Below are 14,545 nucleotides of genomic sequence, written 5' to 3'. Positions count from 1 at the left end.
TGGACGCCATGCGCTTGACGGAGTTCTGGAAGAGGATGGACGCCCACTTCGGTTCGGCCTACGCGGAGAGCTTCGCGCGGGACCATGTGATGACCGAGCTGGGCGGCCGCACGGTGCAGCAGGCCCTGGACGCGGGCTGGGAGGCCAAGGACGTGTGGCGGGTGGTCTGCGCCGTGATGGAGGTTCCGGCCTCGCTGCGCTGATCGGTGCGGTTTCTACGAGGTGGTGCCGATCTCCGGACGGGCGCGCGGGGTGGGCGACGCGCCGGAGCCGTGGGGGAAGGTGCAGCTCAGGACCGTGATCGGGGTGAGCAGGGAGGAGTGGCTGGTGGCCCTGCGGATGAATCGAACTGATGTTCTCTATACTGAGAGGCGGCGAGTTGTCCACAGGCCCGGGTCCGCACGGCGGCCGATTGTCAGTGGTGCGCGCTAGCGTCTTTGGTGATGAAGCGCTCAGCACAGACCCCCAGGACGGAATCCATGGCAGCGAATGACCGCGAGCGGGCCCTCGAGACCGCGCTCGCCCAGATTGAACGGCAGTTCGGCAAGGGCTCGGTGATGCGCCTCGGTGACGAGACGCGCGCCCCGATCGAGGTCATCCCGACCGGCTCGATCGCGCTGGACATCGCCCTCGGCGTCGGCGGCCTGCCGCGCGGCCGGGTGGTGGAGGTGTATGGGCCGGAGTCCTCCGGCAAGACCACGCTCACCCTGCACGCGGTGGCCAACGCGCAGAAGGCCGGCGGCATCGTCGCCTTCATCGACGCCGAGCACGCGCTCGACCCCGACTACGCCAAGAAGCTCGGCGTGGACACCGACGCGCTGCTGGTCTCCCAGCCGGACACCGGCGAGCAGGCGCTGGAGATCACCGACATGCTGATCCGTTCCGGCGCGGTCGACCTGATCGTCATCGACTCGGTGGCGGCGCTGGTGCCCCGCGCCGAGATCGAGGGCGAGATGGGCGACTCGCACGTCGGTCTGCAGGCCCGGCTGATGAGCCAGGCGCTGCGCAAGATCACCGGTGCGCTCAGCCAGTCCAAGACCACCGCGATCTTCATCAACCAGCTCCGCGAGAAGGTCGGCGTGATGTTCGGCTCCCCGGAGACCACCACCGGTGGCCGGGCGCTGAAGTTCTACGCCTCGGTGCGGCTGGACATCCGCCGGATCGAGACCCTGAAGGACGGCACCGAGGCGGTCGGCAACCGCACCCGGGTCAAGGTCGTCAAGAACAAGGTCGCCTCGCCGTTCAAGCAGGCCGAGTTCGACATCATCTACGGCCAGGGCATCAGCCGCGAGGGCGGCCTGATCGACATGGGCGTGGAGCAGGGCTTCGTCCGCAAGGCGGGTGCCTGGTACACCTACGAGGGCGACCAACTGGGCCAGGGCAAGGAGAACGCCCGCAACTTCCTGCGGGACAACCCCGAGCTGGCCGACGAGATCGAGAACAAGATCAAGGAGAAGCTGGGCGTCGGCCCGCGCAAGGTCGAGGGTTCCGCCGAGCCCGCGGTGAAGGAGATCACCCCGGTGGTCAAGCCGGTCACCACCCGCGCCAGCAAGGCCAGGGCGGAGAAGGCGGCCGCCGCCGCGGCGGCGCCTGCCGCTCCGGCGACTCCGGCGACCGCGGCCGCCCCGGTGGTCCCGGCTGCCGCGGCAGAACCGGTGCCGGCGGCCAAGGCCTGAGGGTGGCCGGGCAGCAACCGGAGCGGCCCGAGCGGTCGGCGCGGACGTCCACGCGCGAGGCCTGGGGGCCGCGCGACTGGTGCGCGAGTGGTGACGGCGGGGAGGGGTTCGACCTCCTCCCCGCCGCTGCCGGGGTCGACGCCGGTCCGGACGAGTACGAAGAGGATGACGAGGCCGGGTACGGGACGGTTGCCGCGACCGGCGGCGAGGTCGGGACTGCCACCGGACGCGGGTCGGCGGGCGATTCCGCCGAGTCCGCGGACCCTGCCACCCGGGCGCGGGCGGTGTGCCTGCGGCTGCTCACCGGTTCCGCGAAGACCCGCAAGCAGCTCGCCGATGCGATGCGCAAGCGGGAGATCCCGGACGACGTCGCCCAGGAGGTGCTCGACCGTTACGAGGAGGTCGGGCTGATCGACGACAGCGCCTTCGCCGGGGCCTGGGTCGAGTCGCGGCACCGGGGCCGGGGCCTGGCCCGGCGGGCGCTGGCGATGGAGCTGCGCAGCCGGGGAGTGGACAACGGAGTGGTGGCCGAGGCCGTCGCCCAGCTCGATCCGGAGCAGGAGGCGGAGACGGCTCGTGAGCTGGTCGAACGCAAACTCCGTTCGACCCGGGGGCTGGAGCGGCAGGTCCGGATCCGGCGCCTCGCCGGGATGCTCGCCCGGCGCGGCTACTCGGAGGGGTTGGCGCTGCGGGTGGTCCGTACCGCGCTGGACCGGGAGGAACAGGAAGAGGGAGAAGAGGGCCGGTTGGAGTGAATGCCCGGAGGACGGGGCAAGGAGGTTATGTGAATGGGCTGGTGACGAATGGTCAGATCTGATCGCTATCTTGACCGTTTCGTAACCCGCCCGTAGCCTCGCCTTCAGTGAGGGAGGGCCCATGGAGATCGCGCTTGTCGTCCTGGCCGGTCTGGCCCTGGCAGCGACCCTGGCTGTGATTGTGTTCGGCGCCTTCACCCATCGCCGTCGCCTGCGCATCGAGTGGGAGCGCCGCGAGCTCCGAAGCACCGAGCGCGAACGGCGGCTGGACGAGGAGCAGCGGCGGCTGCACGCCTGTGCGGTCGACGCTGCCGAGATCCAGGCCGTCCTGGCCAGGCAGCGTGAGGAGCTTCGGGCCGAGGCGGCCATGGCGGAGGCCGAGCGGCGGTTGGCCCTGGAGCAGGTGGCCGGTCTCAGCGGCGCCCAGGCCAGGGCGGAGATCGTGCACGCGGCCGAGGAGCAGGCCAAACGGGAGGCGGTCCGCACAGTCCGTGAGATAGAGCGCCGGGCCCGCGCCGAGGGCGAGGCCCGGGCCAGGGAGATCGTCGCCACGGCGGTCCAGCGGGTCGCCGCCCAGCAGACCGCCGAGTCGGTGGTCGCCACGGTGCGGCTGCCGGGCGACGACATGAAGGGCCGGATCATCGGCCGCGAGGGCCGCAACATCCGCTCCTTCGAGTCGGTCACCGGGGTCAACCTGGTCATCGACGACACCCCCGCCTCCGTGCTGCTGTCCTGCTTCGACCCGGTGCGCCGGGAGGTCGGCCGGCTGACCCTGGAGGCGCTGGTCGCCGACGGCAGGATCCAGCCGCTGCGGATCGAGGAGGAGTACGAGCGCAGCCTGGCCGAGGTGGAGCGGCAGTGCCGGCGTGCGGCCGAGGACGCGCTCGCCGAGATCGGGGTCGGCGAGGTGCACCCCGAACTGCTGCGGCTGCTGGGGCGGCTCCGCTATCGCACTTCATACGGCCAGAACGTACTGGGGCACCTGGTCGAGTCGGCCCATATCGCCGGGATGATGGCCGCCGAGCTGCGGGTGGATCCGGTACTGGTGAAGCGCTGCACGCTGCTCCACGACGTGGGCAAGGCAGTCACCCATGAGGTGGAGGGCAGCCACGCGCTGATCGGGGCCGAACTGGCCCGCCGCTACGGCGAGGCCGACGAGGTCGTCCACGCGATAGAGGCGCACCACAACGAGGTCGACCCGCAGACCGTCGAGGCGGTGCTGACCCAGGCGGCGGACGCCTGCTCCGGGGGGCGGCCCGGCGCGCGCCGGGAGTCGCTGGAGCTCTACGCCCGCAGGCTGGAGCGGCTGGAGCAGATCGCCCGCCGGCACGAGGGCGTGCACAAGGTCTTCGCCATGCAGGCCGGACGCGAGGTCCGGGTGATGGTGCTGCCGGAGGCCGTGGACGACCTCCAGGCGCAGGTGATCGCCAGGGATGTGGCCAAGCAGGTGGAGGAGGAGCTCACCTACCCCGGGCAGATCCGGATCACCGTGATCAGAGAGAGCAGGGCGACCGAGTTCGCCCGGTAGCGGGGGTTCTTGTGTCATTCGGGTGCGGCGCCTGCCTGGCCGGGCGCGCATTTCCCCGGGGCCCTGGCTTGTGCAACCGAGCCGGTTGCATACCCCCAGGGGCGCGGGGAGCTGCGCGACCGGCCACCTACGATCCGCAGCCGAACGCCGTCAGGACCGGCTCGGTGCCGTGACCGGAAGCCCCGCCGCGGCCCACGCCTGGAACCCGCCGATCAGGTCCGTGGCCCGCGCCAGCCCCAGGGCCTGGAGCGAGCGGGCCGCCAGGCTGGAGGCGTAGCCCTCGTTGCAGACCACGATGACCTGCAGGTCGTGCCCGGTCGCCTCGGGGAGCCGGTACTCGCACAGCGGGTCCAGCCGCCACTCCAGTTCGTTGCGCTCCACCACCAGTGCGCCCGGGACGGTGCCGTCCCGCTCCCGGAGGGCTGCGTAGCGGATGTCCACCAGCACCGCCCCGGACTCCGACACGGCCGCCGCGGCCTCCGCGGGGGTCAGCCGGCGCAAATGCCCGCGCTCGCGTTCCAGCAGTTCATCGATGCCGACCGCCATACGTCACCACTCCTCGGGGATCTCGACCAGCGCCAGCCGCAGCACGTCGCCGCTGCGCTCATAGCGTCGCAGTCTGGGCAGCGGCGGGTAGTAGCAGTGCACCGAGACGGCGTGCCGCTCCTCGGAGGGGTTGATCACCTGGTGCACATGGTGCGGCCCGAAGGACCGCCCCCGCCCCTGGGGCAGACTGCGCTGCCGGTCGACCCCTTCCTCGAGCTCCAGGCTGCGCCAGCCGTCGGTGGGGATGGGCAGCCCCAGCGACAGCTCGCTGAGCTCGCCGTCGGCCGTGACGAACGCCCCGCTGGAGCCGCCGTGGTCGTGCCAGCCGGTCTCCGACCCGGGCGGCCAGCCGATCAGCCAGGCCTCGCTGCCGAGCGGACCCGCCAACCGGACCCAGGTGCGCTGCCCGGGGTCCAGCGGCAGCCGCGCCAGCAGTTCGGGATCGGTGGCGGTGGTCCTGGCGAAGTCCAGCATCTCGGCGAGGGTGGGTGCCGGGGCCTTGGCGCGAAGAGCCTCGGTGCGGGTAGGGGTGATCGACATGGCGGGCATCCTGGGGTGTGGAGGCGGCCGGGTACGCGAAAGCGGCGCGCGGCGCTGCGCACGGACGCGTTCGGGTACCGCAGCGGGTCCTGCGGGAGTGCGGGGGTACGGCACGCCGACCCCGGGACCGGGGCGGGTGCGAGGATGCGGCGAAGCGGCCGCGACAGGTGCGGTTCTGGATCTACCGGGGCAGGACGGCTGCTAGCCGGCCGTACAGATGGCGCCTACGTACCGGACCAGGTCCAGATGGGCGCGGCGGACCAGACGGACGCTGGTCGCACCGGTCAGGGGCAGCACTCCGACGTCCCGGGGGGCGACACCCGAGCCCTCCGCCGAAACTCCGAGTGGCCGTAGCCACCTGCACTGCTGCCGCATGGGCGCCAGTGAAGCACGGAGCAGGGTGATCGTCAATACTGATCGTCCGTCAGATACCGCAGGTACGGCCCGGGATCGCCGGGCTGCCCGGTTGCTGCGGGGCTGTCGGCGCCACGCGGCGCGGCTCAGGCCCGGGCCCGGTCGCCGGCGACCCGGGCGTCGGCGGGCTGCGCCGCCGCGCCGGCCCGCGGGGTCGGCAGTTCGGCGGAGCCGCCACGGGCCCGGTCGGCCAGTGCCCACAGGTCGTCCGGGCGGCAGCCGCGGAGCGCGGCGACCAGGTGCCCGTCCGGGCGGATCAGCAGCACGGTGTGCGGAGGCGCGGACGGATAGTCCTCGGTGACCAGCAGTTCGGCGGGCAGCGGCAGGGCCCTGGTGGCCTCGCTGAGCTGCGGCATCAGTCCGGCGCCGAGCCAGTGCTCGACGGCCCACACCCCGGTGCCCGGCGCGACCAGCACCACCAGGAACCCCCGGCCCAGCCTGGCCCGCAGCCGGTCGGTGGACCCGTCCGGGGTCACCACCGGGACGTCGGGGACCAGCACTCCCGGGCTGGTCGGCGACAGGGCCGGGCTCAGCGACGGGCGGTTGCGCCCGGGGTAGGCCGGGGCCGCGCCCAGCCGCCCGCGCCCCAGGGTCCCGTCGGACAGCAGGGTGGCGTTGCGGCGCAGCGATCCGGAGAGCACGCTGCGTCGGGCCTCCAGCAGCGGGGTGGCCGGTTCGAGCAGCGGCATGGCCTGGTCCACCGCCCGCAGCCGGGCGATCACCGAGCTGCGGCGCTCCTGCTGATAGGTCGTCAGCAGGCGGTCGGTGGCGCAGTTGTGCCAGACCAGGGCGAGCTTCCAGGCCAGGTTGTCGGCGTCGCGCAGGCCCTCGTCCAGGTTCTGCATGCCGAGTGCGCCGAGCAGGTGCGCCGCGTCCCCGGCCAGGAACACCCGGCCGACCTGGAAGCGGGTGGCCAGCCGCTGCTGCACCGTGTAGTCGGCGGTGGTGACCAGCTCGTAGCCGGGCAGGGTGCCCTCGTGCCAGCTGGCCAGCGTGGCCTGGAGCTGCTCGACCAGGGCGTCGGGGGTGAGCGCGGGGTGCTGGACCGGCAGCCGCCAGTCGAGCCGCCAGACGCCGTCCGGCAGCGGGCGTGCGGTGACCTCGCGGCTGATCTGGGCCCGGTCGCTGTGCGGGTCCCGGTGCAGCCGGGCCTCGCCCGGGAACGGCAGGTCGACCCGGACCGTGGCGACGGCGTAGTGGTCGGCGGCGGTGCGTCCGGGGAAGCGGAGCCTCAGCTGCTTGCGCACGGTGGACCGGGGGCCGTCGCAGCCCACCAGATGGCTGCCGCGCCACCAGGTCCGCCGGGCGTGCACGCTGACGCCGTCGTCGTCCTGCTCGATCTCGCTGACCGGCGAGTCGTGGACCAGGTCGATCAGCGGGGTGGCCGAGACGGCGTCGCGCAGCCCGCGCTCCAGCCGGTGCTGGGCCAGGTGCAGCAGTTCGTCGTCGGGCAGCGGCAGGTGCAGCAGCTCGCGGTTGCGCCGCAGGGTCCGCCAGGAGGTCCAGGCGCGGCCGTCGGCGGCGACCCGGTGGTAGCCGATCCTGGTGAGGAACTCCGTGGTGTCGGCGCGCAGCACCGTTGAGCGCGCCCCCTCGGGGGAGACCCCGGCGCCGTCGTCCAGGACGACGGTGGGCACCTGGTGGCGGGCGAGCGCCAGAGCCAGCGCCAGCCCGACCGGGCCGGCGCCGACGATGATCACGGGGTCCACGGCTGCCTCTCGACTCCGACGGGGCCGCCCGCCGCCTGGAGGCCGGCGGGCGCCGTACTTCCGGTGCGGGCAGGACCGGTCATGGAGTCACTGCAACAGATCGCCTGGTGCGGCGTCAAGCAGCTTCGGGGGTACGCCGGTTCGTGGCGCGGCCGACCCGCGCCCACGCCGCGCCCGCCCCGGCGGGAACGTCAGCGCTGCGCGCCCCCGCTCGCCCCACCTGCCAGGAAGTCACGGGCCCGGGCGGTGCGCGGAGTGGTGAAGAACTCCTCCGGGGTGCCGCGTTCGGTGATGCGTCCGCCGACCATGAAGAGGACCCGGTCCGCCGCGGCGCGCGCGAAGGCGGGGTCGTCGGTGGCGAGCAGCGCGGCCGTGCCGTCGGCGGCGAGACCGCGCAGTACGGCGGGGGAGCGGGAGCCGCACGGCTCGTCCAGCAGCAGCAACCGGGGATTGGCAGCCAGAGCCCGGGCCAGCGAGACCAGCTGGCGCTGCCCGCCGGTCAGCTCCCCGGGGTAGCGGGCCGCACAGTCGCCCGCGCCCACCCGTTCCAGCAGCGCCTGCGCCCGGCGGGCGGCCTCGGCCTGGGTCAGCCGCCGCAGCCAGGTCTGTCCCCGTGCCACGTTCTGCAGCACGGTCCGGTGCTCGACCAGCTCCCCGGGCTCCGCCGCCGGGCGGCGCAGGCCCGGCAGCAGGCGCCGCCGGGGGAGCGGCTTGCGGCCCTCCACGCTGATGCTCCCCGAATCGATCCGCTCGGCCCCGTTGATGGCCCGGAAGAGGGTCGACTTCCCGGCGCCGACCGGTCCCAGTACGGCGACCACCTCTCCCGGGCAGAGGTCCAGGTCGATCTCGTGCAACACCTGCACCAGCCCGTGGCGCTTGCTGACGCCGCGCAGGGTGACCAGGCTCGTGCCCTCCTGCTGAACGGCCTCGCGCACCTCGTGCCCCCCTGTTCTCTGTTGATCACTTCAGACGATATGCCTGCTCGCGGGGGTGGTGCCGACTATCTGAGCGGGATTTGAGGAACCGGCCGCCGCCCCGGGCCGTGACGTTCATCGCAGCTCGGTAACGGTCCGTGCACTCACCGGGACATCCTCTTGACCGCGGGGGCACAACCGGGATGGGGTACATGGGAATGCCCGGTACCGGTCTCCCGCCGACCGCTGAACAGAGGAGTCGACCGTGCGCCTGCTCCTTGTCGAGGACGACGACCATGTGGCCGCGGCGCTGGTGGCCGTGCTGACCAAGCACGGCTTCGAAGTGCGCCACGCCAGGACCGGCAACGAGGCGCTGGACGCGCTGGTGCCGGACGGGCGCGGCCCGTACCGGGTGGTGCTGCTGGACCTGGGGCTTCCCGACCGGGACGGCTTCGACGTCTGCGGCCAGATCCGGCGGCGCGGAGGCATTCCAGTGATCATGGTCACCGCCCGGTCGGACATCAACTCCCGGATCCACGGACTGAACCTCGGCGCCGACGACTATGTGGTGAAGCCCTACGACATGGGCGAGCTGCTGGCCCGGATCCACGCGGTGGCCCGGCGCGGCACGGCTCCGCAGCCCGCCGCCGACCAGGCGCGCCCGGCCGAGACCACCGCCGACCGGATCAGCCGCTCCTGCGGCCTGCGGCTGGACCCGGCGGCCCGCAAGGCCCTGGTGCACGACCGGGACGTGCCGCTGACCCGCAAGGAGTACGACCTGCTGGCGCTGCTGGCGCAGAGCCCGGGGGTGGTGATCCGGCGCGAGCAGATCATCAGCGAGGTCTGGCGCAGCAGCTGGGAGGGCACCTCGCGGACCCTGGAGGTCCATGTCGCCTCGCTGCGGCAGAAGCTCGCCGTCCCCTCGCTGATCGAGACGGTGCGCGGGGTCGGCTACCGGCTGGTCGTCGAGCCGGCCGGGGCGGCCGCGCCCCCGAGCGACCCGCAGCAACGGCCCGGACCGCCGGCCGCCCCGGCCGCTGGTTGATGCGTACCCGCCTGCTCGGCATCCTGCTGGCCCTGATGGCCTGTGTGCTGATCGCCCTGGGACTTCCGCTCGCCATCAGTGAGGCTGCGGCGGAGCAGCAGCGCCTGGTGGTGGACCGGATCGACGACACCGCGCGCTTCGCCGCGCTGGCCCAGAACCCGGTCGGCCAGTCCGGCACGCCGACGGCGCAGGAGCAGCTTTCCACCCTGACCACGGAGCTGCGCCGCTACTACAACGTCTACGGCATCAAGGCGGGCGTGTTCGGGCTCTCCGGAAAGCCGGTCACCGCCGACCCGGCCGAATGGAGCGACGCCGCCCAGGGGGAGTCCGCGCAGGCCTTCCTGGAGGCACTGGACGGCCGGCGCAGCCATGACCCGGCGCAGGCGTGGCCCTGGCAGTCGCACCGTGAGCTGGTGGTCGCCTCGCCGGTGGTCTGGGACGGCGACGTGGTCGCCGTGGTGGTCACCGAGTCGCCGACCGGGGCGCTGGACGCGCGGATCCTGCGCGGCTGGCTGCTGCTGGCCGGGGGCGAGGCGGGCGCGGTCCTGGTGGCCGTCGCGGCCGCGGTGCTGCTCACCGGCTGGGTGCTGCGACCGGTCCAGGACCTGGACAAGGTGACCCATGACATCGCCACCGGCCGGCTGGCCTCCCGGGTCGCCCCGGCCGGCGGGCCGCCCGAACTGCGGCGGCTGGCCCGCGCGTTCAACGAGATGGCGGACCATGTCGAGCAGGTGCTGGACCAGCAGCGGGCCTTCGTCGCGGACGCCTCGCACCAACTGCGCAATCCGCTGGCGGCGCTGATGCTTCGGGTCGAGGCGATGGGCATGGAGCTGCCGGAGGGCCACGAGGACGAGCTGGCCGGGGTCCGGGTCGAGGGGCGCAGGCTGGCCTCGGTGCTGGACGACCTGCTCGGCCTGGCCGTCGCGGAGCACGCCGGCCACGGCGCCGAGCCCACGGACCTGTCCGCGCTCGCCGCGGTACGCGTCGAGGGCTGGACCGCGCTGGCCGGCGAGCGCGGGGTCGGCCTGGACTTCGAGGAGCCGGCCGGCCCGCTGCTCGGCCTCGCCGACCCGGTCGCCTTCGGCAGCGCGTTGGACGCGGTGATCGACAACGCCCTCAAGTTCACCCCCGAGGGCGACCGGGTGCGGGTGGCGGTGCTGGACGGGCCCGGCCCCGGGCGGGTCGCGGTGGCGGTCCGGGACGCGGGGCCGGGGCTGACCGAGGAGGAGCTGGGCCGGATCGGCGACCGCTTCTGGCGCAGTCCGCGCCACCAGAACGTGGACGGCTCCGGCCTGGGGCTCTCCATCGCCAGGACCCTGCTGGCCGCCTCGGGGGGCTCGCTGGAGTTCTCCCCCAACGAACCCCGCGGCCTGACCGTGACGCTGGCCGTCCCCTCCGTTCGCTGACGGGTTCCTGATCGCGGGTCGCCTGCCGCGCGGTTCCCCGCGCCCCTGATGGTGCGACTCGCCGGCAGCGGTTCAGTCGCACCACCTAAGCCCGACACAGTACCTAAGCCCGACAGAGCACCTCACCGTGCAGCACGCTGAACCAGCCGTCCGGGTCGGCGGCCCACCCGCTCCACCCGGCCGAGATCCGCCGCAGCTCGTCCTCGGTGGCGAAGCCTTCGGCCAGAGCCTGCGCGGCGATCCCCGAGGAGGTGATCCGCTCCGCCCACATCCCGCCCCACCAGGCGCGTTCCTCGTCGGACGCGTAGCACCAGGTGCCGGAGCCCGAGTGGATCTCCTCGAAGCCGGCCGCCCGTGCCCAGGACCGCAGCATCCGTCCGGCCTCGGGCTCGCCGCCGTTGCTCCGGGCCACCCGGTGGTACAGCGCGTTCCACTCGTCCAGTTCGGGCCGGGCCGGGAACCAGGTGAAGGCCGCGTAGTCGGAGTCTCGGGCCGCGACCACCCCGCCGGGGCGGCACACCCGGCGCATCTCCCGCAGCGCCTGCACCGGGTCGGCGACGTGCTGCAGCACCTGGTGGGCGTGGACCACGTCGAAGGAGTCGTCCGGGTAGGGCAGCGCATGCACGTCGGCGGTGGCGAAGACGATCCCGTCGACCCCGGCCTCCGCCGCCGCCCGCTCGGCCTGCGCCAGTACCTCGGCGGAGCTGTCCACGGCGGTGACCCGGCCCGGCGCCACCAGTCGGGCCAGGTCGGCGGTGATGGTGCCGGGGCCGCAGCCGACGTCCAGCAGCTGCTGACCCGGTTTCAGTTCCGGGACCAGGTAGGCGGCGGAGTTGGCCGCGGTGCGCCAGCTGTGCGAGCGCAGCACGGACGAGTGGAAGCCGTGGGTGTAGGTGGCCTTGCCGCTCATGGTGGTCTCCCTGTCGGTCCGTCAGCAGATGTGCCGTAGTCCTGGACTCTAGAGACTGTCTCTCCAGGTGAGAAGATCTGTCTCGAATAATGGGATGATGAATTGCCTCGGCACAGCCATTGACCACGCCAGTGGCCACTGGCACATTGGCGCATGGCAGGAACCGCGCAGGCGGAAGGGAACGACGATGATCCCCGGGGCTGTCGAGCACCGAGTGTCCGCAGGCGATGTGGAGCTGGCCGTGGTCGAGGCCGGTGATGCCACCAGGCCCACGCTGCTGTTCCTGCACGGCTACCCCGACTGCAAGCAGGTCTGGGAACCGGTGATGGGCCGCCTGGCCGACCGTTACCACGTGGTCGCCTACGACGTGCGGGGCGCGGGGCAGTCCACCGCGCCCGCGCCGTGCACCGAGAACTACCTCCTGGAACGGCTGGAGGACGACCTCCTGGCCGTCCTCGACGCACTCGCCCCCTACGGCCCGGTCCACCTGGTCGGCCACGACTGGGGTTCGGTCCAGGGCTGGGAGTTCGCCACCTCGCCCCGGCTGCGCGGCGGCCTCGCCTCGTTCACCAGTATTTCCGGCCCCGGGCTGGACCACTTCGGACTGTGGCTGAGCTCCCGGCTGCGCCGGCCCACCGGCCGCAGCCTGGCCCAGGCCGCCGGGCAGGGGCTGCGGTCCTGGTACGTCTACGCCTTCCAGGTGCCCCGGGTGCCCGAGCTGCTGTGGCGCGGACCGCTGGGCCGGCACTGGCCCGCGCTGCGCCGCGCCATGGAGCGGCTGCCGGTGCCGGACGACCGGCCGTCGCCCACCCTGGCGGAGGACGCGGCCAACGGCACCTGGCTCTACCGGGCCAATGTCCGCCCCCGGCTGCGGCATCCGCGCCGGGACCGGATCGCCACCGTCCCGGTCCAGTTGGTCGTCCCGCTGCGCGACCCCTATCTGTCGCCCCATCTCTACGACGATCTGGACCAGTGGGCTCCGGTACTCCGTCGGCGCACCGTCCTTGCGGGCCACTGGCTCCCGCTGACGCGGCCGGAGGAGCTGGCCGGACTGATCGCGGACTTCGTCGACGAAGTCCGCTCCGGCCTGGTCCCCTCGCCCACACGCTCGGAGAATCCGGCGGTACGCTCGGTTCCGCGCTAGGCCGTCAGGCCGGGGGAGTGGAGGAGCACGACGTGACGACGGTGCCCGAGCAGCGCGCGGACTACCGGATCGACGACCTCGCCCGGGCGGCCGGAACCACTGTCCGCAATGTGCGTGCCTACCAGGACCGCGGCCTGCTCCCGGCGGCGGACCGGCGCGGGCGCGCCAACGTCTACCAGCGTGAGCACCTGGAACGGCTGCGGCTGATCGCCCAACTGCTGGACCGCGGGCACACCCTGGCGGGCATCAAGGAGCTGCTGGACGCCTGGGAGAGCGGGCGCGGCCTGGGCGGCGTGCTCGGCCTGGTCGCCGAGGTCACCGCGCCCTGGACGGACGAGGCCGCGGAGCGGATCAGCCGGGAGGCACTGGTCGCCTCCTTCCACGGGGTGGAGGACCACCGGGCCATAGCCGACGCGGTCCGGCTCGGGGTGCTGCAGCCGGAGCCGCCGCTGGTGGACCCGGCGGAGGCGGCCCAGTTCCTGGTGCCGAGCCCGGGCCTGCTGGCCGTCGCGGTGGAACTGCACGAGCTGGGCGTCCCGCTGCCGGCGATCGTGGCCCACCTGGAGGAGCTCCGCGGCGACATCGACCATCTGGCCCGCCGCTTCGTCGAGTTCAGCGCGATCCATGTCTTCGTCCGCTATGCGGGACACCAGCTGGACAACGCCGAGGCGGCCGAGGCCATCGGCACCGTGCGCCGGCTGCGGCCGCTGGCCCAGTCGGTGGTGGACGCCGAACTGGCCAGGGCGATGCGGGTGGAGGCGACCAAACTGCTGGACGCCGCGGTCACCGGTCCGCTGCGCGACCTGGTGCAGCACGAGCTCGGCGGCGGCGCGGACAGCGGCGGGCCGGCCGGTGGCACGCCAGGAGACGGCAGGCGGGGAGGCAGTGGGCAGGGGGACGGCGGGCCGGACAGTGGCGGCGGTCAGGGCTTGGCCGACACGTAGTACCTGCGGGCGCCCTCCGCCAGCGGCAGCGGGTCGGTGTAGATCGCCGAGCGGATGTCCACCAGTTGCGCCGAGTGCACCTGGCGCCCGATGGAGTCCCTGCTGTCGATCACCGCGGCGGTCACCCGCTGGACCAGCCCCAGCGGGACGTCGGCCCTGGTCACCATGAGGTTGGCGACGGCGATGGTGGACACCGCGACGTCGGGGTCGGTCCTCGGGTAGGCGCTGGCCTGCATGGTCGAGCTGCGGTAGATCTGGCTGTTCCGGGCCTCCGGGTCCTGCTCCGAGGCGAGAGCGTCCAGCGCGGTCGCCAGGTTGCCCAGCGGTACCAGCCGGACGTGGGAGGTGTCGGTGAGGTCGGTGACGCCCGAGGTGGGAATGCCGCCGGACCAGAAGAACGCGTCGATCTTCCCCTGGGCGAGTTCTTTCGGCGCCTCGTCGATGCCCAGCGGCTCGGCGGTCAGGTCGCCCCGGTCCGGATCGAGGTGGGCCACCTGGAAGATCCGCTCGGCTATCAGTGCCACCCCGGAGTTGACCTGGCCGATCGCCACTTTCTTGCCGCGGAGGTCGCCGACGCTCCTGATGCTCGAACCGGTCGGCACCACCAGCTGCACGTAGTCGTCGTAGAGCCGGCCCATCGCCCGCAGCTCGCCGGCGTCGGCCCCCCGGTAGTGCGCCACCGCGTCCGCCGTGGCGATGCCGAAGTCGTCCCGTCCGCCGGCGATCCTGGCCAGGTTGTCCGGGCCGCCGGCCGAGGAGTCCAGTCGCAGCTCCACCCCGGGCAGGTCCCGGTCCACGTTCGGCTTCAGCAGTTGCCCGTACTTCTCGTAGACGCCGCCGCTGGAGCCGGTCGCCATCCCGAACACGCCCTTGGGGTAGGCCACCCCGTTGGGTGCCACCAGCCAGTAGCCGAGGGCGGCGGCGGCCAGCGCCACCATCACGGTCAGCACCCGGACGGCAGGCGAGCGCACCCCTCGGGAGAGCAGGTCGTGGAGCCGCCAGGTGTCCGCCATG

General features: G+C 73.1%; 14 protein-coding genes. 8 read left to right on the top strand and 6 right to left on the bottom strand.

Annotated elements, in window-relative coordinates; all coding sequences use genetic code 11:
- Window positions 1-8: 8 nt before the first annotated feature.
- The 4 genes from TR46_RS05035 to rny all read left to right on the top strand — a co-directional run bounded on the left by TR46_RS05035 (window position 9) and on the right by rny (window position 3,959).
- Window positions 9-203 (top strand): DUF3046 domain-containing protein, encoded by a 195-nt coding sequence (locus TR46_RS05035; RefSeq protein WP_042394029.1) that lies wholly within the window; start codon window positions 9-11, stop codon window positions 201-203.
- A gap of 276 nt (window positions 204-479) precedes the next feature.
- Window positions 480-1,676 carry a recombinase RecA gene (recA, locus tag TR46_RS05030; protein ID WP_042394026.1) on the top strand — a complete coding sequence of 399 codons (1,197 nt, stop codon included), beginning with the start codon at window positions 480-482 and terminating at the stop codon, window positions 1,674-1,676.
- Window positions 1,677-1,678: 2 nt separating this feature from the next.
- The gene (gene recX, locus TR46_RS05025) at window positions 1,679-2,431 is read left to right on the top strand and encodes a recombination regulator RecX (RefSeq protein ID WP_084717903.1); all 753 of its coding nucleotides are present in this window, start codon (window positions 1,679-1,681) and stop codon (window positions 2,429-2,431) included.
- A 121-nt stretch (window positions 2,432-2,552) separates the two neighbouring features.
- Window positions 2,553-3,959 (top strand): ribonuclease Y, encoded by a 1,407-nt coding sequence (gene rny, locus TR46_RS05020; RefSeq protein WP_084717901.1) that lies wholly within the window; start codon window positions 2,553-2,555, stop codon window positions 3,957-3,959.
- A 150-nt stretch (window positions 3,960-4,109) separates the two neighbouring features.
- Here the strand turns inward: rny and TR46_RS05015 are convergent, their stop codons facing one another.
- The 4 genes from TR46_RS05015 to TR46_RS05000 all read right to left on the bottom strand — a co-directional run bounded on the left by TR46_RS05015 (window position 4,110) and on the right by TR46_RS05000 (window position 8,103).
- Window positions 4,110-4,505 (bottom strand): rhodanese-like domain-containing protein, encoded by a 396-nt coding sequence (locus TR46_RS05015; protein ID WP_042394024.1) that lies wholly within the window; start codon window positions 4,503-4,505, stop codon window positions 4,110-4,112.
- A 3-nt stretch (window positions 4,506-4,508) separates the two neighbouring features.
- Window positions 4,509-5,045, bottom strand: a complete 537-nt coding sequence (locus TR46_RS05010; RefSeq protein WP_042394019.1) for a cupin domain-containing protein — start codon at window positions 5,043-5,045, stop codon at window positions 4,509-4,511.
- A gap of 500 nt (window positions 5,046-5,545) precedes the next feature.
- Window positions 5,546-7,168 carry an FAD-dependent monooxygenase gene (locus TR46_RS05005; protein WP_042394007.1) on the bottom strand — a complete coding sequence of 541 codons (1,623 nt, stop codon included), beginning with the start codon at window positions 7,166-7,168 and terminating at the stop codon, window positions 5,546-5,548.
- Window positions 7,169-7,359: 191 nt separating this feature from the next.
- A complete protein-coding gene (locus TR46_RS05000; RefSeq protein ID WP_042394003.1) occupies window positions 7,360-8,103 on the bottom strand; it encodes an ATP-binding cassette domain-containing protein in 744 nt (247 codons plus the stop codon).
- A 244-nt stretch (window positions 8,104-8,347) separates the two neighbouring features.
- On the opposite strand from TR46_RS05000, the gene TR46_RS04995 reads away from it, so the two are divergent.
- Window positions 8,348-9,127: a response regulator transcription factor gene (locus TR46_RS04995; RefSeq protein WP_042394000.1), complete on the top strand. Its 780-nt coding sequence runs from the start codon at window positions 8,348-8,350 to the stop codon at window positions 9,125-9,127.
- Entirely contained in the window at window positions 9,127-10,533 is a 1,407-nt protein-coding gene (locus TR46_RS04990; protein ID WP_042393994.1) for a sensor histidine kinase, read from the top strand. The genes TR46_RS04995 and TR46_RS04990 overlap by 1 nt, the downstream gene beginning before the upstream one ends.
- Window positions 10,534-10,636: 103 nt before the next feature.
- Here the strand turns inward: TR46_RS04990 and TR46_RS04985 are convergent, their stop codons facing one another.
- A complete protein-coding gene (locus TR46_RS04985) occupies window positions 10,637-11,443 on the bottom strand; it encodes a class I SAM-dependent methyltransferase (protein ID WP_042393992.1) in 807 nt (268 codons plus the stop codon).
- A gap of 187 nt (window positions 11,444-11,630) precedes the next feature.
- Between TR46_RS04985 and TR46_RS04980 the strand changes: the two genes are divergently transcribed.
- Window positions 11,631-12,587 (top strand): alpha/beta fold hydrolase, encoded by a 957-nt coding sequence (locus TR46_RS04980; RefSeq protein ID WP_063770527.1) that lies wholly within the window; start codon window positions 11,631-11,633, stop codon window positions 12,585-12,587.
- 32 nt (window positions 12,588-12,619) lie between these two features.
- Window positions 12,620-13,531 (top strand): MerR family transcriptional regulator, encoded by a 912-nt coding sequence (locus TR46_RS04975; RefSeq protein ID WP_052432549.1) that lies wholly within the window; start codon window positions 12,620-12,622, stop codon window positions 13,529-13,531.
- On the opposite strand, the gene TR46_RS04970 is transcribed toward TR46_RS04975, so the two are convergent.
- Entirely contained in the window at window positions 13,510-14,544 is a 1,035-nt protein-coding gene (locus TR46_RS04970) for a TAXI family TRAP transporter solute-binding subunit (RefSeq protein WP_084717899.1), read from the bottom strand. The genes TR46_RS04975 and TR46_RS04970 overlap by 22 nt on opposite strands.
- Window position 14,545: the final 1 nt, after the last annotated feature.

Source organism: Streptacidiphilus carbonis (assembly GCF_000787775.1).
Lineage (GTDB): Bacteria > Actinomycetota > Actinomycetes > Streptomycetales > Streptomycetaceae > Streptacidiphilus > Streptacidiphilus carbonis.
Note: the sequence above shows the minus strand (reverse complement) of the source record. Positions and strands in the feature narration are given on the sequence as shown.

What these genes read in the sequence shown, in the direction of transcription:
- TR46_RS04970 (WP_084717899.1), bottom strand. Translation starts at nt 14,544, where the DNA reads ATGGCGGACACCTGGCGGCTCCACGACCTGCTCTCCCGAGGGGTGCGC.
- rny (WP_084717901.1), top strand. Translation starts at nt 2,553, where the DNA reads ATGGAGATCGCGCTTGTCGTCCTGGCCGGTCTGGCCCTGGCAGCGACC.
- TR46_RS05015 (WP_042394024.1), bottom strand. Translation starts at nt 4,505, where the DNA reads ATGGCGGTCGGCATCGATGAACTGCTGGAACGCGAGCGCGGGCATTTG.
- TR46_RS04985 (WP_042393992.1), bottom strand. Translation starts at nt 11,443, where the DNA reads ATGAGCGGCAAGGCCACCTACACCCACGGCTTCCACTCGTCCGTGCTG.
- TR46_RS04990 (WP_042393994.1), top strand. Translation starts at nt 9,127, where the DNA reads ATGCGTACCCGCCTGCTCGGCATCCTGCTGGCCCTGATGGCCTGTGTG.
- TR46_RS04980 (WP_063770527.1), top strand. Translation starts at nt 11,631, where the DNA reads ATGATCCCCGGGGCTGTCGAGCACCGAGTGTCCGCAGGCGATGTGGAG.
- recA (WP_042394026.1), top strand. Translation starts at nt 480, where the DNA reads ATGGCAGCGAATGACCGCGAGCGGGCCCTCGAGACCGCGCTCGCCCAG.
- TR46_RS05035 (WP_042394029.1), top strand. Translation starts at nt 9, where the DNA reads ATGCGCTTGACGGAGTTCTGGAAGAGGATGGACGCCCACTTCGGTTCG.
- TR46_RS05010 (WP_042394019.1), bottom strand. Translation starts at nt 5,045, where the DNA reads ATGTCGATCACCCCTACCCGCACCGAGGCTCTTCGCGCCAAGGCCCCG.